General features: G+C 69.9%; 17 protein-coding genes and 1 tRNA gene. 9 read left to right on the top strand and 9 right to left on the bottom strand.

The window, feature by feature from the left end:
* Window position 1: 1 nt before the first annotated feature.
* Entirely contained in the window at window positions 2–568 is a 567-nt protein-coding gene (locus tag ACLIME_RS01855) for an NADPH-dependent FMN reductase (RefSeq protein ID WP_411558072.1), read from the bottom strand.
* Between the two features lie 48 nt (window positions 569–616).
* Here ACLIME_RS01855 and ACLIME_RS01850 point away from each other — a divergent pair, with 48 nt between their 5' ends.
* The 4 genes from ACLIME_RS01850 to ACLIME_RS01835 all read left to right on the top strand — a co-directional run bounded on the left by ACLIME_RS01850 (window position 617) and on the right by ACLIME_RS01835 (window position 4,580).
* Window positions 617–1,468, top strand: a complete 852-nt coding sequence (locus ACLIME_RS01850; protein WP_411558071.1) for an aldo/keto reductase — start codon at window positions 617–619, stop codon at window positions 1,466–1,468.
* A gap of 22 nt (window positions 1,469–1,490) precedes the next feature.
* A complete protein-coding gene (locus ACLIME_RS01845) occupies window positions 1,491–2,339 on the top strand; it encodes an alpha/beta fold hydrolase (protein ID WP_411558070.1) in 849 nt (282 codons plus the stop codon).
* Between the two features lie 139 nt (window positions 2,340–2,478).
* Entirely contained in the window at window positions 2,479–3,393 is a 915-nt protein-coding gene (locus tag ACLIME_RS01840; RefSeq protein WP_124768922.1) for a DUF4349 domain-containing protein, read from the top strand.
* Window positions 3,390–4,580: an acyl-CoA dehydrogenase family protein gene (locus ACLIME_RS01835; protein ID WP_274499593.1), complete on the top strand. Its 1,191-nt coding sequence runs from the start codon at window positions 3,390–3,392 to the stop codon at window positions 4,578–4,580. Before ACLIME_RS01840 ends, ACLIME_RS01835 begins: the two co-directional genes overlap by 4 nt.
* Window positions 4,581–4,630: 50 nt before the next feature.
* Here the strand turns inward: ACLIME_RS01835 and ACLIME_RS01830 are convergent, their stop codons facing one another.
* A complete protein-coding gene (locus ACLIME_RS01830; RefSeq protein WP_064296530.1) occupies window positions 4,631–4,909 on the bottom strand; it encodes a metal-sensitive transcriptional regulator in 279 nt (92 codons plus the stop codon).
* Window positions 4,910–4,992: 83 nt separating this feature from the next.
* Between ACLIME_RS01830 and ACLIME_RS01825 the strand changes: the two genes are divergently transcribed.
* Window positions 4,993–6,270 carry a DUF445 domain-containing protein gene (locus ACLIME_RS01825; RefSeq protein ID WP_159878106.1) on the top strand — a complete coding sequence of 426 codons (1,278 nt, stop codon included), beginning with the start codon at window positions 4,993–4,995 and terminating at the stop codon, window positions 6,268–6,270.
* Between the two features lie 12 nt (window positions 6,271–6,282).
* Here the strand turns inward: ACLIME_RS01825 and ACLIME_RS01820 are convergent, their stop codons facing one another.
* Entirely contained in the window at window positions 6,283–7,389 is a 1,107-nt protein-coding gene (locus ACLIME_RS01820; RefSeq protein WP_411558069.1) for a hypothetical protein, read from the bottom strand.
* A 130-nt stretch (window positions 7,390–7,519) separates the two neighbouring features.
* Between ACLIME_RS01820 and ACLIME_RS01815 the strand changes: the two genes are divergently transcribed.
* The 3 genes from ACLIME_RS01815 (at window position 7,520) to ACLIME_RS01805 (ending at window position 10,181) form a co-directional block, all read left to right on the top strand.
* On the top strand, window positions 7,520–8,866 hold the full coding sequence (locus ACLIME_RS01815) for an MFS transporter (protein ID WP_411558068.1): 1,347 nt from the start codon (window positions 7,520–7,522) through the stop codon (window positions 8,864–8,866).
* Window positions 8,867–8,938: 72 nt separating this feature from the next.
* Window positions 8,939–9,904, top strand: a complete 966-nt coding sequence (locus ACLIME_RS01810) for an aldose 1-epimerase family protein (RefSeq protein ID WP_411558067.1) — start codon at window positions 8,939–8,941, stop codon at window positions 9,902–9,904.
* Window positions 9,905–9,929: 25 nt separating this feature from the next.
* Window positions 9,930–10,181 carry a response regulator gene (locus ACLIME_RS01805; RefSeq protein WP_079001938.1) on the top strand — a complete coding sequence of 84 codons (252 nt, stop codon included), beginning with the start codon at window positions 9,930–9,932 and terminating at the stop codon, window positions 10,179–10,181.
* Window positions 10,182–10,243: 62 nt separating this feature from the next.
* Here the strand turns inward: ACLIME_RS01805 and ACLIME_RS01800 are convergent, their stop codons facing one another.
* Window positions 10,244–11,704: a serine hydrolase domain-containing protein gene (locus ACLIME_RS01800; RefSeq protein WP_411558066.1), complete on the bottom strand. Its 1,461-nt coding sequence runs from the start codon at window positions 11,702–11,704 to the stop codon at window positions 10,244–10,246.
* Between the two features lie 229 nt (window positions 11,705–11,933).
* On the opposite strand from ACLIME_RS01800, the gene ACLIME_RS01795 reads away from it, so the two are divergent.
* Window positions 11,934–13,397 carry an MFS transporter gene (locus ACLIME_RS01795; protein ID WP_411558065.1) on the top strand — a complete coding sequence of 488 codons (1,464 nt, stop codon included), beginning with the start codon at window positions 11,934–11,936 and terminating at the stop codon, window positions 13,395–13,397.
* Between the two features lie 13 nt (window positions 13,398–13,410).
* On the opposite strand, the gene ACLIME_RS01790 is transcribed toward ACLIME_RS01795, so the two are convergent.
* The 5 genes from ACLIME_RS01790 to ACLIME_RS01770 form a co-directional block, all read right to left on the bottom strand.
* A complete protein-coding gene (locus ACLIME_RS01790) occupies window positions 13,411–14,073 on the bottom strand; it encodes a MurR/RpiR family transcriptional regulator (protein WP_206428227.1) in 663 nt (220 codons plus the stop codon).
* A gap of 185 nt (window positions 14,074–14,258) precedes the next feature.
* Window positions 14,259–15,434: a mechanosensitive ion channel family protein gene (locus tag ACLIME_RS01785; protein ID WP_411558064.1), complete on the bottom strand. Its 1,176-nt coding sequence runs from the start codon at window positions 15,432–15,434 to the stop codon at window positions 14,259–14,261.
* 651 nt (window positions 15,435–16,085) lie between these two features.
* Window positions 16,086–17,261 (bottom strand): N(5)-(carboxyethyl)ornithine synthase, encoded by a 1,176-nt coding sequence (locus tag ACLIME_RS01780; protein ID WP_411558063.1) that lies wholly within the window; start codon window positions 17,259–17,261, stop codon window positions 16,086–16,088.
* 125 nt (window positions 17,262–17,386) lie between these two features.
* Window positions 17,387–17,463, bottom strand: a tRNA-Ala gene (locus ACLIME_RS01775).
* A 51-nt stretch (window positions 17,464–17,514) separates the two neighbouring features.
* A complete protein-coding gene (locus tag ACLIME_RS01770; RefSeq protein WP_137242059.1) occupies window positions 17,515–18,168 on the bottom strand; it encodes a hypothetical protein in 654 nt (217 codons plus the stop codon).
* Window positions 18,169–18,230: the final 62 nt, after the last annotated feature.

Here is an 18,230-nt window from a genome sequence, read left to right as displayed (position 1 = left end):
TTCAGTCGGCGGCGCGCAGCGGCGCGAGGGCCCCGTCGAGTGCGGCCAGTTCGCCCAGCAGCATCGGGAGCATCGTCGTCTGGCGGTCGTTGGGCGTCAACACCCCGTCGGCGATCTGCCGTGAGACGTACGGGATCTCCACGTTCGCACCGGTACTGACGAGGCCGAGTGCCTGCAGGACAGGTCGAAGCGCGACGACACCGCGGGTTCCGCCCGACAGCCCGCCGTAGCTGACGATCCCGACCGGCTTCCGCGCCCACTCGTGCATGAGGTAGTCGAGCGCGTTCTTGAGGGCGGGCGCGTAGCTGTAGTTGTACTCGGGCGTCACGAACACGAAGGCGTCCGTCCGATCGACCCGCTCGCTCCAGGCGATCGTGTGCGGGTGGACGTAGGCGCGCTTCCGCGGGTGCGCGGGCTCGTCCATGAACGGCAACGCCAGCTCCCGGAGATCGACCGCATCGACGGTGAACCGCTCGTCCGCCTCGGCCACACCCTCGACCCAGTCGGCGACGGCACCGCCCACCCGCTCGGGACGGACGCTCCCGGTGACGATCATGAGTTGCGGCATGGGCTCCCTTTCGACGGTGACGGTGGCCCTGTCGAGGATACTGGTGCCATGGCAGACAGCACCCCGACCGTCCTCCTCAACGACGGGCACACGATCCCCCAGCTCGGCTTCGGCGTCTACAAGGTCCCGGACCTGGCCAGCACCGAGATCGTGCAGACGGCGCTGGAGGTCGGGTACCGCCACATCGACACCGCCTCGCTGTACGGCAACGAGCGCGGCACCGGCGTCGCGATCCGCGAGTCGGGCATCCCCCGCGACGAGCTCTTCGTCACGACGAAGGTCTGGAACACCGATCAGGGGTACGAGGAGACGCTGCGCGCGTTCGACACGAGCCTCGACCTCCTCGGCCTCGACCACGTCGACCTGTACCTCATCCACTGGCCGGCCCCGCGCCAGGACCGGTACCGCGAGACCTGGCGCGCGCTCGAGCGGTTGCGGGCCGAGGGACGAACCCGCTCCATCGGCGTCTCGAACTTCCACCGCAGCCATCTCGAACGGCTCCTGGAGTCGGCGGAGGTCACCCCGGCCGTCAACCAGGTCGAACTCCACCCGTTCCTCCCCCAGCGGGAGTTGCACGCCGTCAACGCGGCACACGGCATCGCGACCGAGGCCTGGTCACCACTCGCCCGCGGCCGCTTCTTCACGCCCGCCGCGGACGGATCCGACGCCACCTCCGACCTCGGGGCCATCGCACAGAAGCACGGGCGCACGGTCGCGCAGGTCGTGCTGCGCTGGCACCTGCAGCTCGGCAACATCGTCATCCCCAAGTCGGCCACACCGGCGCGGATCTCGGAGAACTTCGCCGTGTTCGACTTCACCCTCGACGCCGACGACCTGGCCGCCATCTCGGCGCTCGAGAACGGCGAGCGCACCGGCACCGACCCGGACCGGCTCGACTGACGCGAGACCGTAGGCTGAACGCATGACCGAGCCCGTCGTCGACACCGCATCCAGCCTCGCCGCCCGCACGATCACGCCCGTGGAGCTCCCACGTCACCGCTGGGGTCGCCACGACGCGCCGGCTCGGGCGCTCGTGGTCCACGGACTCGGCAGCAACGGTCCGAGCACCTGGCGCATCTGCGCAGCCCTGGCCGATCGCGGTTGGCTCGTGGAGGCGGTCGACCTCCGCGGCCACGGCGTCGCCCCTCGTGCGTTGGACTACCGGGTCGAGGCCTACGCCGCCGATCTGCTGGCCACCAGGCCGACCCCCGTGCCCGGCGTCGGGCACGCCGCGTGGGACCTCGTCGTCGGACACTCGCTCGGAGGCGCCGCCACGGCGGTCGCCGCCGCAGCCGATCCCCGATGGGCGGCGGCGGTCGTGCTGCTCGACCCCGCCATCGCGCTCGACGACCACGACGCCGAGATCATCCGGGCCAGCCAGGAGGCCGCCTTCGCCGACAACACGATCGCATCCGTCCGCGCGAAGAACCCCGAGTGGCACCCGCTCGACGTGGACATCAAGGTCCAGGCGGTGTCCGAGGCGAGCCGGTGGGCGATCGAGCAGACGAGCGAACAGAACCATCCGTGGGACGTCCGCCCCGCGGCGGCCGCTCTGCGCAACCCGACCTTCGTGATCGCCTCCGACCCTGAGGTGTACAGCCTCTTCCGCGGCGCGCTCGCCGCCGAGGTCCTCGCCAACCGCCAGGTCAGCCTGACGATCGTCCAGGGCGCCGGTCACAACGTGCACCGGGACCGCCCGGCGGAGACCACGAAGGCCATCGGCGATTGGGCCGAGCTGCAACTCGAACAGCGATCGCGTCGCGAGACCTGATCACGACCCGCTTCCCACGGTCCCTGCACCTCCGCGGTGCAGCGGCTCCCTCGGGCGATGCGCGTCGCGAGACCTGATCGTGACCCGCTTCCCAGGGTCCCTGCACCTCCGCGGTGCGGCGGCTCCCTAGGGTGATGCCATGAAGCGCTCCGCAGTGACCCGCACCACCACCGTGTTCGTCTCCGCCGTCCTCGTCGGGCTCGTCCTCTCGGGCTGCTCGGCCGGATCGAGCACCGAGGCCGGCAGCGACTCGCGAGCTGCGATGCCCGCGCCCGGCCAGGTCGCCGGCGACGCGCAGGTCGGCGTCGACGGCGCCGCCTCCCCCGACCTCACGCAACAGCAGGTGGTCACGACCGGTTCACTCACCGTCACCGCTGACGACCCGATCAGCACCGCGACGGACGCCACCCGGATCGTCACCGACGCGGGCGGGCGCGTCGACAGCCGCGACGAGACTCCGGGCACCTCCGACCAGGCCGCGCAGGCGACCCTGATGGTCCGCATCCCCGCCGACGACTTCGACGACGTGCTCGCGCAGCTGCAGGCGCTCGGCACGGTGAACAACCTCTCCGTGTCCGCGGTGGACGTCACGGCACAGGCCGCCGACCTCGACGCGCGGGTCACCGCCCTCCAGGCCTCGGTCGACCGACTGCTCGGACTCATGGCGGCTTCGACCACGACGGCCGACCTCCTCGCCGCCGAGACCAGCCTGTCCCAGCGGCAGGCGGAACTGGACGGGCTCGTCGCCCAGCGCGACGCGCTCGCCGATCAGGTCGACTTCTCCTCCGTGTTCGTGAGCTTCGTGGCCCCAGGCGTGGTCGCGCCGGGTGTGCCCACCGACTTCTGGGGCGGCGTGGTCGCCGGGTGGAACGCGCTCGTCGCCGCCGCCTCGGGACTGGTCGTCGTGGTCGGCGTCCTGGTGCCGTGGCTGCTCCCCCTCGCAGTCGTCGCCGCGGTCGTGGTGCTCCTCGTCAGGTCGGGCCGTCGGCGCGCTGCTCGCCGCTCGCAGACACCTGCCACCTCGGCCGGGCCCGATGCGACAATGGACCGGTGACCGCTCAAGCGCAGCACCACCCGTCCGATCGATCGTTCGACCCCGCCTCGATCCTCAGTGACGGGCTCGTCGAGCGCATCCGCGAACGTGCCGCCGTGGCGGACCGCGAGAACGCCTTCTTCGACGAGGACCTCGCCGAGCTGCGAGCGTGCGGCTATCTCCGGGCGTTCGTCCCCGGGGAGTTCGGCGGCCTCGGCCTCGGCCTGAGCGAGGTCACGCTGCTCCAGTCCCGGCTCGCGACCGCCGCCCCGGCGACCGCTCTCGCGATCAACATGCATCTCGTGTGGACGGGGGTCGCGCGACTGCTCCACGCCCGAGGAGACGACTCGCTCCGCTTCGTCCTCGAGGGAGCTGCCGGGGACGAGCTCTACGCGTTCGGGGTCAGCGAAGCGGGCAACGACCTCGTGCTCTTCGGATCCGACACCGAAGCCCGTCCGGGCCCCGACGGTTCCTATCGGTTCCACGGCCGGAAGATCTTCACCTCGCTGTCGCCCGCGTGGACCTGGCTGGGGACGACCGGGCTCGACACGACCTCGGCCGACGGTCCGAAGGTCGTCTACGGCTTCATCGATCGCTCACGCGGCGGGTTCGAGATCCTCGACGACTGGGACACCGTCGGGATGCGCGCCAGCCAGAGCAGGACGACCCTGCTCCAGGGGGCCGAGTCGACGGCGGAGCACATCGTCCGACGCCTCGACCCGGGGCCCAACCCGGACCCCATCGTCTTCGGGATCTTCGCCTGCTTCGAGACCCTCATCGCCGCCGTGTACACGGGCATCGGCGAACGCGCCCTCCGACTCGCGGTCGAGACCGCCCACCGGAAGACGTCGAAGAAGGCCGGAGGTGCGAGCTACGCGGCGGACCCCGACATCCGCCGTCGGATAGCCTCGGCCGCCATCGCGTACGACGGCATGCTGCCACAGCTCGCCGGCATCGCCCGGGACCTCGACGACGGGGTCGACCATGGCGCGCTCTGGTTCCCGAAACTCGTCGGGCTCAAGGTCCGCGCGACGGAGACCGCCCGCGAGGTCGTCGATCAGGCGATCCGGGTCGCCGGCGGCGGCAGCTACTTCGCCGCGAGCGAATTGGGCCGGCTGTATCGCGACGTCCTCGCCGGGATGTTCCATCCCTCCGACGACGAGTCCGCCCACGCAACGGTCGCGAACGCCTGGCTCGGGCCCGCGTGACGGCTCTGCTCGGGCCCGTGCGACGGCTCGGGCCGGCCTGACGGCCCGGCTCAGCCGCGGTTGTTGCTGAGCTCGAAGATCCGCAGGAGCTCGCCGACCGCGGCGTCCTTGCTGTCCCCGCCCTCCTCGAACATCTGCGTGACGTGCGTCAGCAGGTGGTTCTCGACGAGCAGCTTGTTGAGGGACCCCAGCGACTTCTGGATGGCGAGCGACTGCGTGATGATGTCCATGCAGTAGTCCTCGTTCTCGATCATCTTCTCGAGGCCACGCATCTGGCCCTCGAGGATCTTCGTCCGGTGCAGGGCCCGCTTCTTGATGTCTTCGATCACCGGCTCAGGGTACCACCAGGGGGTACGGTGTCCTCCTGCTCCATCGGACCGGAGGACACGGGCGACGAGCCTAGGATGGGCGGATGACGAGCTCCCCCACACTCGAACTCACCGCTGCCGACGCGGACCGCGCGCGAGCCCTGCGCTCGATGAAGCGCCTGGCCACCGGACTGCTCCTCGTCATGGCGGTCATCTTCGCCGTCGCGTTCGCACTCGAGGGACGCTACCCGTGGTTGGCGTACGTCAGGGCCGCTGCGGAAGGCGGCATGGTCGGGGCGCTCGCGGACTGGTTCGCCGTCACCGCCCTCTTCCGGCACCCGCTCGGCATCCCGATCCCCCACACGGCGATCATCCCGAAGCGCAAGGACGAGATCGGCGTCAGCCTCGGCGAGTTCGTGGAGACCAACTTCCTCTCCGAGGAGGTCGTGCGGCAGAAGCTCGCGTCCGTCTCCGTCTCGGAGAAGCTCGGCGGATGGTTGTCCGAGCCCGCGAACGCCGAGCGGGTCACCGCCGAGGGGTCCATCGCGGTGCGGGGTCTGCTGGAGACGCTGTCCGACGACGACGTCCGCGAAGTCATCGAGGCGTTGGCGTCCAAACACCTCATCGACCCGCAGTGGGCCCCGAACATCGGCCGTTGGGTCGAGCACATCGTCGGCGTCGGCGCGCACCACGACGCGGTCGACCTCCTCCTCGACCGCACGGGTGAATGGCTGAGCACGAATCCGAAGGCGTTCGAACGCCTGGTCTCGAGCCGTCTGCCGACCTGGGTGCCGTCCTTCGTCGACCGGCTGGTGGACGACAAGCTCTACCGGGAGGCCGTGTCCTTCGTCCAGGCCGTCCGCGCGGACCCCGACCACCAGCTCCGTCATGCCCTCGACGGCTACCTCGGCGAGCTCGCGGAGCAACTGCAGCACGACGACGCGACCATCACCCGCTTCGAGAACGCCAAGCACGAGGTCATCGACAGTCCTCGTGTCCGGGAGGTCGCCGGTAAGACCTGGGCGGCCGCGAAGAGCGCGTTCCTCGAGGCACTCGACGCCCCCGACAGCGACCTCCGCGTGCGGATCGCCGGCACCATCGCGGACTTCGGCCGGCGACTGTCGACCGACCGGGCGTTCTCCACCCGCGTCGACACCCGCGTCGCGGACGCCCTGTCCTACGTCGTCACCCGCTACCGGCACGACATCGCGAGCATCATCACCGAGACCGTCGAGCGTTGGGACGCCCGGGAGACGACCCAGAAGATCGAGCTGCTCGTGGGACGCGACCTGCAGTTTATCCGCTTGAACGGCACCATCGTCGGCGCGCTCGCCGGCCTCGCGATCTTCACGGTCGCGCAGGCGGTCCTCCGCGCGTTCTGACGACGGGACCGGTCAGCGCTTCGGCAGCAGCTCCACGGAGATGAGGTTCACGACGTCGTTCGCGAGCAGGTCGAGCGACGCCTGATCGCGGCAGGTGAAGGTGAAGACGACGAGGATCCCCATCTTCGTGAGCGACCGGACGCCCCAGTACGTGCGCTCCCCCGAGGGCTGGGTCCACGACAGGACCCGGAACTCGATGAGGCCACCACCGCTGTTGTAGTTCAGTTGTTCCGTCGTGCCGTCCGCTTTGACGTAGTCGGCCCCGACGTACTTCGCCATGTAGGCGTCGCTCGACTTCTCGTCGTCTCCGACCGCGATCTCGTCAGGCGTCAGCGCGATGTTGCCGAGTCCGACGTCGCAGGAGGTCGCCGCGTTCCGGTAGATCTCGACGCCGTTCCGGTCCGGACCGATCGCCGCCCAGGACGAGTCCAGGTCGTTCGTCAGGTAGGCCGTCCATTCGGTGGGGACGTCCTGCCCGGCCGCGAAGTCGAGGTCGGGCGGGATGGAGACGTAGGTCTTCGTCGGCTCCGGCGTCGAGTCCGTCTCCGTGGGCGTCGGAGAAGCGGTCTTCGTCGGGGTGGCCGAGCGGGTGGGGCTCGGATCCGCGACCGGTGCGCCCCCCTGCGTGAGCACGAGGGCGACGACGGTGATGATCGCCGCCAACACGAGCGGGACACCGACGGCCAGGGCGATGATGAGCCCCGTCCGCTTGCGCTTCGGGGCACCGGGAGGCGGCGGTTGCTGGCCGTACCCGGGAGGGCCTTGCGGTGGCTGCTGCTGGTACGGGTTCTGCTGCGGCTGGTACGGCTGGTACGGCTGGTATGGCTGTCCGCCGGAGGGGTTCTGCTGCCCGCCATACGGGTTCTGCTGGTACGGGTTCTGCTGCTGCGGTCCCTGCCCGTACGGCGGCTGCTGCTGTCCGTGCGGGTTCTGCTGCTGCGGTCCCTGTCCATACGGCGCCTGCTGCTGCTGCTGGCCGTACGGGTTCTGCTGCTGCGGCCCCTGCCCGTACGGCGCCTGCGGCTGCTGGCCGGAGGGGTGCTGCGGCTGCTGACCCGGCGGCCATTGCGGCGGGCGGGCGTCAGGCTGCTGCGGGTCGGGAGGCGGTGCATCGGTCACGGGAGTGGCCTTTCGACGGAACGGCGGGCGGAGCGGGTGAACTGCCCGGCCGCATGCCTGCAGTTCGATGCCGTCAGCCTATCTGCGACGGACCGGCGCCGGTGGGCACATCCTGCACCAGAATGGTGACGTGTCCACCGCCCCCACCACACCCCGCACCCGCAGCGAGCGCCTCGACGCGCTCCCGTTCACCAAGGCACACGGGCGACTGCTCGTCGGTTCCGGCGTCGGCTGGGCCCTCGACGCCATGGACGTGGGACTCGTGTCCTTCGTGCTCGCCCAGCTCGCCGTGCAGTGGCAGCTCGGGAACACGGAGCTCTCCTGGATCGCCTCAGCCGGGTTCCTCGGCATGGCCATCGGTGCGACGCTCGGGGGCTTGCTCGCCGACCGGGTCGGACGGCGCCACGTCTTCGCGATCACCCTGCTCGTGTTCGGCATCGCGACTGGCGCGTCGGCCCTCGCCTGGGGACTCGGCGTGCTCATCGTGCTGCGATTCATCGTCGGCCTCGGACTCGGCGCCGAGCTGCCCGTCGCCTCGACCCTCATGAGTGAGTTCGCCCCGCCACGGATCCGCGGGCGGATCATCGTGTTCCTGGAGGCGTTCTGGGCGATCGGGTGGATCGCCGCCGCCCTCATCGGCTATCTGGTCGTGCCGACGAGCGACGACGGGTGGCGCTGGGCGCTCGCCATCGGCGCGTTGCCCGCGGTCTACGCGGCCATCGTGCGGACGCGACTGCCGGAGTCGGTGCGCTTCCTCGAGTCGCGTGGGCGCCACCGCGAGGCGGAAACCGTCGTCCGCGAGTTCGAGGCCTCGGCCGGCGTCGCCCACCCGGAGCCAGCCGGCGACACCACCACCGACACCCCCGTGAGCGCCGGTCTCTCCGCCGGCGAGCGCCTCCGTGGGCTGTGGGTGTCCACGCACCGCCGCGACACCGGTTCGCTCTGGATCGTGTGGTTCTGCGTCAACTTCTCCTACTACGGTGCGTTCATCTGGATCCCGACGATCCTCGTCGCCTCCGGGTTCTCCCTCGTCCGGTCCTTCGGTTTCACCCTGATCATCACCCTCGCCCAGATCCCGGGCTACGCCGTCTCGGCGTGGTTGATCGAGGCCTGGGGGCGGAAGCAGACCCTCGCGACCTTCCTCGCGGGCTCCGCGGTGTCGGCGGTCCTGTTCGGCACGGCGACGACCGAACCGACGATCATCGTGTTCGGGATGTGCTTGTCCTTCTGCAACCTCGGCGCCTGGGGCGCCCTGTACGCGACGACCCCGGAACTGTATCCGACAGCGCTCCGTGCGACGGGGGCGGGATGGGCCGCCGGCATCGGCCGCATCGCCTCGATCATCGCCCCGCTGTCGGTTCCGGTGCTCCTCCTCGCAGGACAGGCCCTGCTCTTCTCCGTGTTCGCCGCCTTCTTCGTCGTCGCCGCTGTCGCCGCACTGTTCCTCTCGGACATGCGCGGCCGCTCCCTCGACTGAGCCGCGTCCCACCGCCCGACCCGCACCGCCAGTCGGCCGGGTCGGTCGGCGTCGATGCGACAGAATGGGGCCGTGACCGAATCCACCAGCGCCGTGTCCCCGTCCGCCTCCGTCGACCGACGTCCGATCTCGGGACGTCGTGTCGATCTCGAGCACGGTGCGTACACCGCGTCGATCGCCTCGGTCGGTGCCTCATTGCGGTTCCTGCGACACGACGGCCGGGACCTCGTCGTCCCGTTCGACGCAGATGAGGTCCGTCCGGCGTTCCGTGGCGCCATGCTCGCCCCGTGGCCCAACCGCGTCGTCGACGGCCGGTACACCTTCGCGGGCGTCGACCACCAGCTCGCACTCACGGAACCCGCTCGTGGTCACGCCCTCCACGGGCTCGCCGCCTGGTCGGAGTGGGACCTCGTGTCGTCGAGCGCGGCGTCGGCGGCGTTCCGCGTGGTCATCGAGGCACAGGAGGGCTATCCGTTCCGTGTCCAGGTCACCGCGACCTACACGCTCGACGACGACGGACTCCGCACCGACGTCGAGGCGCTGAACCTCGGTGACGTCGACGCGCCCTACGGCACGGGACCGCACCCGTACCTCGTCGCGGGTGAGGGCCGTGTCGACGACTGGACGCTTGAACTGCCCGCTGCCGAGGTGCTCACCGTCACGCCGGACCGGCTCATCCCGGTCTCGCTGGAGCCGGTCGACACGGAGGCGACGGAGCACTTCGACTTCCGGTCACCCAGGGCCATCGGCGACACCTTCGTCGACCACGCGTACACGGCGCTCGATCGCGACGTCGACGGCCGGGTCACGGTGCGCGTGACGACGCCATCCGGCAGCGGCGTCGCCATGCACTGGGGTGACGGTCTGCCCTGGGTCCAGGTGCACACGGCCGATCAGCCCGTCGCGGAGCTGAACCGACTGGGGCTCGCCGTCGAACCGATGACCTGCCCACCCGACGCCTTCTCGACCGGGACCGACCTCGTCGTCCTGGCTCCCAATACACCACACCGGGTGTCCTGGACCATCGCAGCACTCTGACAGTCGTCGGGGCTAGGCTGGCGACATGTCACAGACTCTTGCGAAACTCACCGGCGGCCCGCTCGACAGCGAGATCATCCCGCTCGAAGACGGTCAGGACGGCGAGCTCGTCCTGCCCTACGGCGAAGGCCAGCTCATCTACCGTCCCGTCGGCGAAGCGACGAACACCGGCGACCACGACGGCCCGACGACGACCGACTACGAGTACGTCGAGTCGACGGAGGACATCTCCCCGACGAACCGCAACGGCAACGGCGACGACGACTCGATCGGCTGAACCGAGCCACACCGTTCCACCTGAACGCCGGTAGCTGAGCCTCAGCTGCCGGCGTTCGGCGTTCACTCCCGCTCGTCGTCGACCGTCACCGTGAAGGTCTGGACCCGGAGCGGAAGCACGGGTGTCATCCGGACCTCCAGGCGGAGGCGCCCCTCGGTCCCCTCGACGAACCAGACCAGGTGGTCCGGCGAATCGCAGATCGGCGTCGCGCGCCCTGAAGCCACCTCGGCGATGCCACCGACGGCGGCGACAGCGGCGTCGACCGCCTCGCGTCGCTCGTCCAATGGCCGGTCGAGGGCGACGTTCTCGGCGAACAGCGAGGCGGCGACGCGGTCGTCCCAGTGCGACAGCAGCCCGGTCGCGGTCATCGACGCCACAAGCGTCTCCGGCCAGGGGCGGATCGCCGGTTCCGGCAGCTCACCGGAAGCCTGGGCGCCCGCGATCGCCAGCCGCAGGGCCTGTTCGGCGGGCTTCGCCACGGCCGCGTAGCCGGCGTTCTCGAAGGCGACGACGCCGAACCCCGATGTCGGGTGCCAGCGCATGTGGGCGCTGTAACCGGGGTAGCCGCCCGAGTGCGAGACGAGCGTCCCGAGGTCGGCGTCCTCCTCGACGAAGAGGCCGAAGCCGTAGCCGAGCGCGAGTCTCGGCGGCACGCCGTCGAGGGTGGGCCGCGACGGAGCCAGCCGGTGCAGCTGCTGCATCTCGCGGCGGCTGGCGCTCGACAGTGGTCCGGTCTCGTCCCCGGTCCAGGCGCCGTCGAGCCAGCGCACCCATCCGATCAGGGTGGAGGCCGAGGCGAAGAGTCCGCCGATCGAGGAGAAGACCCCGGGGCCGGAGAACGGGACCTCGACGAATCGGCCGTCTTCATCGACGGCCCGTTCGCGGCGGACACGATGACCGGTCGCCGTGACCGCCCCGTCACCCTCGGGTCGCTCGAACACGGCGCCGAGTCCGAGCGGCTCCAGCAGGAGCGAGGTCACCGCGTCGATGTAGGAGCCACCGGTCACACGCTCGATGACCTGCCCGAGCAACGCGTAGCCGAGGTTCGAGTAGGAGAACGCCGTCCCGGGTGTCGTGACGCATCGGACGCCGCGCACGAGCAGCCGCCGGAACTCGTCCACGGTGATCGACTCCTGGCGGTCACCCCAGGGATCGTCCGTTCCGAGCCCACCCGACATCGTCAGGAGCATCCGCACGGTCGGCCGGACGGCGATCCCGTCAGGGAGCACCGGCGCGAACTCCGGCACGAACCCGTCCACTGGCGCGTCCAGGTCGAGGCGGCCGGCGTCGCGGAGGATGAGGAGCACGGCCGCGGTGAAACTCTTCGTGCAGGAGGCGATGCGGAACAGCGTGTCGGCGTCGGGCACCGGACCACCCACGGCGACCCCGCCGAACCCCTGCTCGAACCGGACCCGCTCGCGGTCGAACACGGCGACGTACGATCCCGGGGCGACGCCGGAGGTGATCCGGTCCTGGAAGACCCGCGTGATGTCCGTCTCGGTGCTGTCCTCGACCAGGTGCATGCCGCCTCCTCCTCGACGGCCCTCGGCAGCCGTCCGCGATCTCGTCGCGCTTCGAGCGTACGACCATTCCGCGCCACCGGGCGCCATCGCACGGGGTGCCGGGCGTAGGGTGCTCCTCCGCCAGGACGAAGTCAAGGGGCACCGATCAGCGACGTCCGATGCCCGCCGCGGGAGTAGCGTCATCTCCCGGATCGACCGTCGACGGGACGGCCGTGGAAGGAGTCATTCCATGTCGAACACGTCGACCTCCGGGCAGCCTGCCCCGGTCCGGAGCCTCGTCCCCGCCAGGATGGACCGATTGCCGTGGACCCGGTTCCACTGGATGATCGTCGTCGGTCTCGGCTTCTCGTGGGTGCTGGACGGCCTCGAGATCCAGATCGTCGCCTCCGCCGGGTTCCAGAAGTCGCTGGGGCTGTCGGCGGCGGAGGTCGGCCTCCTCGGGACGATCTACCTCCTCGGCCAGGTGACGGGCGCTCTCGTCTTCGGCCGCATGGCGGACCGCCTCGGCCGCAAGAAGCTCTTCATCCTGACCCTCGCGATCTACCTCGTCGCGAGCGGCATCGCCGGCCTGTCCCCCACGTTCTGGTTCCTCGCCATCTTCCGGTTCTTCGCCGGCATGGGCATCGGCGGCGAGTACGCGGCGATCAACTCGGCCATCGACGAGCTCATCCCGTCGAAGTACCGCGGGCACGTCGACATCGCCATCAACGGCACCTACTGGGGTGGCGCCGCCCTCGGATCGGCGGCGAACCTGTTCCTGCTGAACACCGACTACTTCGCCGAGGACGTCGGCTGGCGCATCGGGTTCTTCATCGGGCCGGTCCTCGGTCTCGCCATCATCTTCCTGCGCCGCCACATCCCCGAGAGTCCGCGGTGGCTCATGACGCACGGTCGGGAACAGGAGGCGGAGGCCACGGTCGACGACATCGAGGCCACCGTCCGCAAGCAGGGCGGGACGATCGACCCGGTCGACGAGTCGAAGGCGCTCACGGTCCAGGCCCAGGGCCACATCCCGATCCGGACCATCTTCGGCGTCCTCTTCTCGAAGTACCCGAAGCGCACCTTCGTCGGCCTCGCGATGATGATCACCCAGTCATTCCTGTACAACGCGATCTTCTTCACCTACGCGCTCGTGCTGCAGAACTTCTACGGCACGAGCCCCTCGTCGACGCAGTACTACTTCTTCCCCTTCGCGATCGGCAACCTGCTCGGCCCGCTCCTCCTCGGCAGACTGTTCGACACCTGGGGTCGTCGCCAGATGATCTTCCTCACCTACGGGGTCTCCGGGGCGGTCCTGGCGGTTTCGGCGGTGCTCTTCAACGCCGGTGCGCTCGACGCGACGACCCAGACGATCTTCTGGTGCGTCTCGTTCTTCTTCGCCTCCGCCGGTGCGTCAAGCGCCTACCTGACCGTGAGCGAGATCTTCCCGCTCGAGCTCCGCAGCCAGGTGATCGGCTACTTCTTCGCGATCGGACAGATCGCGGGTTCGGTCGCGCCGCTGCTCTACGGGATCCTGATCGGTGACGGCACCGACCGCGGGCCGCTCACCGTGGGCTACTTCGTGGGTGCCGGCGTGATGGTCCTCGGCGGGTTGATCGCCCTCATCTTCGGCGTCGACGCCGCGCGGAAGTCCCTCGAGGACATCACGGAACCCCTGTCGATCGTGCGCGAGGGGAAGGGCTCGGGAAGCTGATCCCGGTCCGCGCTCAGTGCTCGTCGGAGACGTAGACCCCGAGCGTCTCGGCGAGGCGCTCCCGCTCCACCGCCCGACGGCCGGCGCCCTTGGCGCTGGCCGTCGTGAGCGTGGCGAGGATGTGCAGGGTGAGCGCGATCCCGATCGAGGAACTCGGGTGGCCGTCCTCGGCACGGCCGAGCACGATCGTCTCGTCGGCGTACGGGGTCAGCGGGGCGTCCGGCGCGTCCGTGATGAGTACGAGGCTGCCTCCCGCCTCGGCGAACGGGACGACGGAGTCGATCGTGTACTTCCGGTACCGCTGTAGCGACACGGCGATCATGACGTCGCTCGTACGCACGTCGCTCAGGACGTCGAGGGGACGCACGATGGTGCCGTCGATGAGCGTGACGTTCGCGAGGCCGTAGCTGAGGTCCGCGGCGAGGAGGGACGCGTAGGTGAACGACTTCGACGCCCCGATGAGGAATCGTCGCCGGGCGGAGACGATGAGGGCCGCTGCGCGTTCGAGGGCGCCGTCCGCCTTGGCCGAGGCGAGGGACTCCTCGAACTGCTTGCGTTCCTGCTCGAGGAGTCGGTGCTTCAGGACGGACGCGGAGCGTCGTTCGAGACGCTGCTCCGGGCGTTCGCCGGGGACGGCGGTGTCCTCATCGGTGAGGAAGAGGGTGTCGTCGTTCACGCGCGGTCTCCTTCGCATGCCGTCGCCGGGGTTCGGGCCGGCGCCGTCCGTTCGTGTCGGCAGCAACACCGACGGCCCGCCGGCAGGTCACCCGGCGAGGTTCCCTTGATGGTAGCGACGGGAAGCGCATACAGGATCGCCGGAACGACAACGATTCGGTGCACACGCGTCCAGTCGTGCGACGGTCAGCGTTCGGGCTCGTCGTCCAGGTCGGGCAGGGTGATCGAGGACGTGAAGAGGCTCGCGCGCTGTTCGGCCTCGGCGCTGCCGCTGAACAGCCCGACGGGCTCGGTGACCGGCCCGCCGCGCTTCGGCACCGGACGAGGCTCCTGCTCGACCATCTGCACGCGGTTGCGCGGGATCGCCGACGGGTTCTGCGCGAGGATCCACTCGACCATCTGCTCGCGCACGAGGCACCGGAGGTCGAAGAGGGTCGGTGCGTCCACCGCGGTGACGAGGATGCGGATGCGCACGTAGCCGCCCACGGCGTCCGTGACCTGCAGGACCTGCGCCCGGCCGTCCCAGAGGTCGGTGCGGTCGAGGATGCGCTCCAGCTCGGTCCGCATGACCGCGGGGCTCACCCACCAGTCGAGGTCGAACTCGACCGACCCGAGCAGCTCGCTCGTGTTCCGCGTCCAGTTCTGGAAGGGCGTGGAGGTGAAGTAGGTGGACGGGAGCACCATACGGCGATCGTCCCAGATGCCGACGACGACGTAGGTGAGGGTGATCTCCTCGATCCGGCCCCACTCCCCCTCGACGATGACGACGTCGTCGACCCGGATCGCATCGCTGAAGGCGAGCTGGATCCCGGCGAACACGTTCCCGAGGACGGACTGCGCCGCGAGGCCGGCGACGATGCTCACGACACCGGCGGAGGCCAGCACGCTCGCCCCGACGCCCTGGACGCCGGGGAACGTCAGGAGGATCGACGCGACACCGACGATGACGACGACCGCGATCGCCAGGCGACGGACGAGCGCGAGCTGCGTCTGCATGCGGCGGGCGACCTTGTTGTTCGGGACGTCGATGCGGTACCGGGCCTGGCCGAGCCCGATGACGAAAGCGAGCAGCGCGGCGACCAGCCACGTCGCTGCGGCGATGACGGCGATCCGGAAGGCCTGGTCGATGAACCCACGGGCGGCCTCATCGGGAAGCGTCGCCGCCACCGCCGGCCACACGGCGACCAGGATCACGAGGGCCCGAAAGGGGTGCCTGGCACTCCCGGCGAGCGCACCCGGCCAGTCGCTCCGCCGCGCCGCCATCCGGAAGGAGACCGACACGATCACGATGACGACGAGCGCTGCGATCAGCGCTATCCCGGCTGCTGCGGCGACACCCCACCAGCTCTGCCAAACGAACATCCATGCCTCCTCGAGCCGGTCGTGCACTGTGTGTTCCTCCGCCGACCGATGCCGTACGGGGCAAGCGTCCAGCGTAGGGGCGGGTGCCTGCCGTGCTCGACCGCTTGCGCGGCCTGCCACGAACCTCTCAGGCCGAGTTCACGTGGCTGGCGCGTCCCACGTGAACCGAGCGAACCTCCCCGTTCACCGAGGTGGCACGGCCCGGGCTGCCCTTCGACAGGCTCAGGGACCGACACATGGCGGGCGAACCTCTTCCGGTCACTGAGCCCGTCGAAGGGCGGCACAGCTCCGGGACCGCAGCGGTGCGGACAGACGTTTCCCGGTCACTGAGCTTGTCGAAGTGCCCACGAACAGGCCTCATCGTTCCGATTCAGTACGGGTGCACCTCTTCCGGTCACTGAGCTTGTCGAAGTGCCTACGAATGCCCTTCGACAGGCTCAGGGACCGGAGGGGGCCGCTCAGGGACCGGAGAGGGTTGCTCGGGGACCGGAGGGGGCTGCTCGGGGACCGGGGTGAAGCCGGGTGCACCTCTCCCGGTCACTGAGCCTGTCGAAGTGCCCACGAGAGGCCTCCCGGGCGAGGTGCCTCCGTCAGCGGTACACCGAGAGGCCCGCCGCGGCCCCACTGCTTGAACGGTCGGCCGAGAACCGATCAGCCCGGCAGGATCTCGTGCGGGTACTCGGCCGACCGGTGCTGGAACTCGGTGACCGCGGGGTTGAGGATGACGCCGTCCTGGATCTCGACGGCCCGCTGGACGGTCAGGCTGTCGGCCCAGGCGGCCGGTCCGGCCAGGACGGTGGGCAAGAACGGCAGCAACGCCTCGCTGTTCTCCCAGCTCGACGAGTTCCACAGGAGCGACGGACTGTGGTCGACCGCGTAGTAGTTGATCTCCCCGCGCCCGACGGTGAACATCGGGTCGTCGAACCCGGTCGTGCGCGCCCATTCGAAGGCCATGCCCTCGTCGCAGGAGACGTCCACGATGAGGCTCCCGGGCCGGAACGCGCCGAGATCGTCCTCACGGAGGTAGAGCAGTGGTGCGTTGGGGTCCTGCAGCGTGCAGTTGACGACGATGTCGCTCTCGGCCAGGAAGGGTGCGAGCGCGACGCGGCCCTCGTCGGTGATGACCTCGCTGAGGTACGGGCCGTCGTCGTGGTCGAACTGGATCATGCGGGCGGAATGGATGGGCGCCGCGACCGCCGCGACCCGGCGGTTGGTGAGCACGCGCACGTCGTGGATCCCATGGGCGTTGAGCGCGGTCACGGCACCTCGGGCGGTCGCGCCGAACCCGATGACCACGGCGGTCAGGCGACGGCCGTAGCTGCCGGTGGAGCCGCAGAGTTCCAACGCGTGGATCACCGAGCTGTAGCCGGCGAGCTCGTTGTTCTTGTGGAAGACGTGCAACCCGAAACTGCCGTCGGCGGCCCAATGGTTCATCGCCTCGAAGGCGATCAGCGTGAGTCGTTTGTCGATCGCGAGCTGCGTCAGCGCGGCGTCCTGGACGCAGTGCGGCCAGCCCCAGAGCGTCTGCCCGTCCCGGAGCTCCTGGACGTCCTCGAGCTGCGGTTTCGGCAGGAGGACGACGTCCGCCTGCGCGATGACCTCGGCGCGCGTCGCGAACGAGCGGACGTAGGGCGCGATCTCCTCGTCGGAGACGCCGAACCGGGCACCGTAGCCGTGCTCCACGACGATCCGAGACCGGAACTCCTCCGGGATGCGCTCGAAGTGCGCCGGGTGGATCGGCACGCGTCGTTCGTCGGGTTTCAGCGAGGTACCGATCACCCCGAGGACGGCGTCGCGCTGCACGGTCGGTTCGGATGCTGCTGGCATGACTGCTCGTCCCGTTCACGGGAACCCAAGCGGCGCCGTGCCCCTGACCGTACAGGACGCGGGCGCCGCCGACGCCCGGAAACGCGACAACCCCGCACCGTGAGGTGCGGGGTTGTCGTTGCAGCTGGTGGACCCAAGGGGATTCGAACCCCTGACCCCCTCGATGCGAACGAGGTGCGCTACCGGACTGCGCCATGGGCCCAACTACTCGTCCAGGCTAGCAGAACCGGCGAGCCGTTTCGAACCGGCCGCGCTAGTCCTCGTAGGGGTTCGGGCCGTCGTCGACCGGCATGCTGCCGTCCTTCGGATTGGCGGCGATGAGGGCAGCGAGGTCGAGATCGCGGAACCAGCGGAGCCGCTGGCTCCGGGCACGCCGATAGTGCTCGTCGACGACCGGCTCGTCGAGGACCCGGTCGAGCTTCGCCTGGATGGCGCGCTCCAGGTCACCCCACGCACGCTCACGAGCGGATTCCGCGATCGCCGCGACGAACTCCTCGTCCTTGCTCACCCGTCGGAGTTCGGCGGCGAGCCCCGAATACACCTCGCGGCGACGGGACAGGGCACTCAGGTCGCCAGCACGGTAGTCGTGCTGATGACGAGCACTCCCCCGCCGCTGGAACGCCGTCTGGCGCGCCTCCCGTGCGAGGTCGGCGTACTCCTCCTGCTCGTCGGCCATGCGCCCCAGCTCACGCCGGACAGCCGCCTGCGTCGCCTCGGCGTCGTAGGACGCGCCGTCGCGGAGTGCGCGCTCGATGATCCAGTTCGTGACCTCGACCACGGTCCAGGACCGCGCGATGAGGAGGCCTTCCTCGACCGCGTGCTCGACCGGCGGCGGAGCCACCTCAGGGGGCGCGACGTAGGGCTTCATCGGCTTCCGCCGGCTCTTCCGCCACACGCCCATGGTCACCTTTCGCGTTCCAGGGCGTCGACGAGAACCGAGCGACGAACCCCCTCGACGAGTCTATCCGT

It is taken from the genome of Plantibacter sp. MPB07, assembly GCF_046619465.1.
Classification (GTDB): domain Bacteria; phylum Actinomycetota; class Actinomycetes; order Actinomycetales; family Microbacteriaceae; genus Plantibacter; species Plantibacter auratus.
This window is presented reverse-complemented; position numbering and strand designations above follow the sequence as displayed.

Bases quoted from the DNA above. Each gene is read 5' to 3' on its own strand.
- ACLIME_RS01805 (WP_079001938.1), top strand. From the start codon at position 9,930: ATGTCACAGACTCTTGCGAAACTCACCGGCGGCCCGCTCGACAGCGAG.
- ACLIME_RS01855 (WP_411558072.1), bottom strand. From the start codon at position 568: ATGCCGCAACTCATGATCGTCACCGGGAGCGTCCGTCCCGAGCGGGTG.
- ACLIME_RS01785 (WP_411558064.1), bottom strand. From the start codon at position 15,434: ATGTTCGTTTGGCAGAGCTGGTGGGGTGTCGCCGCAGCAGCCGGGATA.
- ACLIME_RS01850 (WP_411558071.1), top strand. From the start codon at position 617: ATGGCAGACAGCACCCCGACCGTCCTCCTCAACGACGGGCACACGATC.
- ACLIME_RS01780 (WP_411558063.1), bottom strand. From the start codon at position 17,261: ATGCCAGCAGCATCCGAACCGACCGTGCAGCGCGACGCCGTCCTCGGG.
- ACLIME_RS01795 (WP_411558065.1), top strand. From the start codon at position 11,934: ATGTCGAACACGTCGACCTCCGGGCAGCCTGCCCCGGTCCGGAGCCTC.
- ACLIME_RS01825 (WP_159878106.1), top strand. From the start codon at position 4,993: ATGACGAGCTCCCCCACACTCGAACTCACCGCTGCCGACGCGGACCGC.
- ACLIME_RS01840 (WP_124768922.1), top strand. From the start codon at position 2,479: ATGAAGCGCTCCGCAGTGACCCGCACCACCACCGTGTTCGTCTCCGCC.
- ACLIME_RS01800 (WP_411558066.1), bottom strand. From the start codon at position 11,704: ATGCACCTGGTCGAGGACAGCACCGAGACGGACATCACGCGGGTCTTC.
- ACLIME_RS01845 (WP_411558070.1), top strand. From the start codon at position 1,491: ATGACCGAGCCCGTCGTCGACACCGCATCCAGCCTCGCCGCCCGCACG.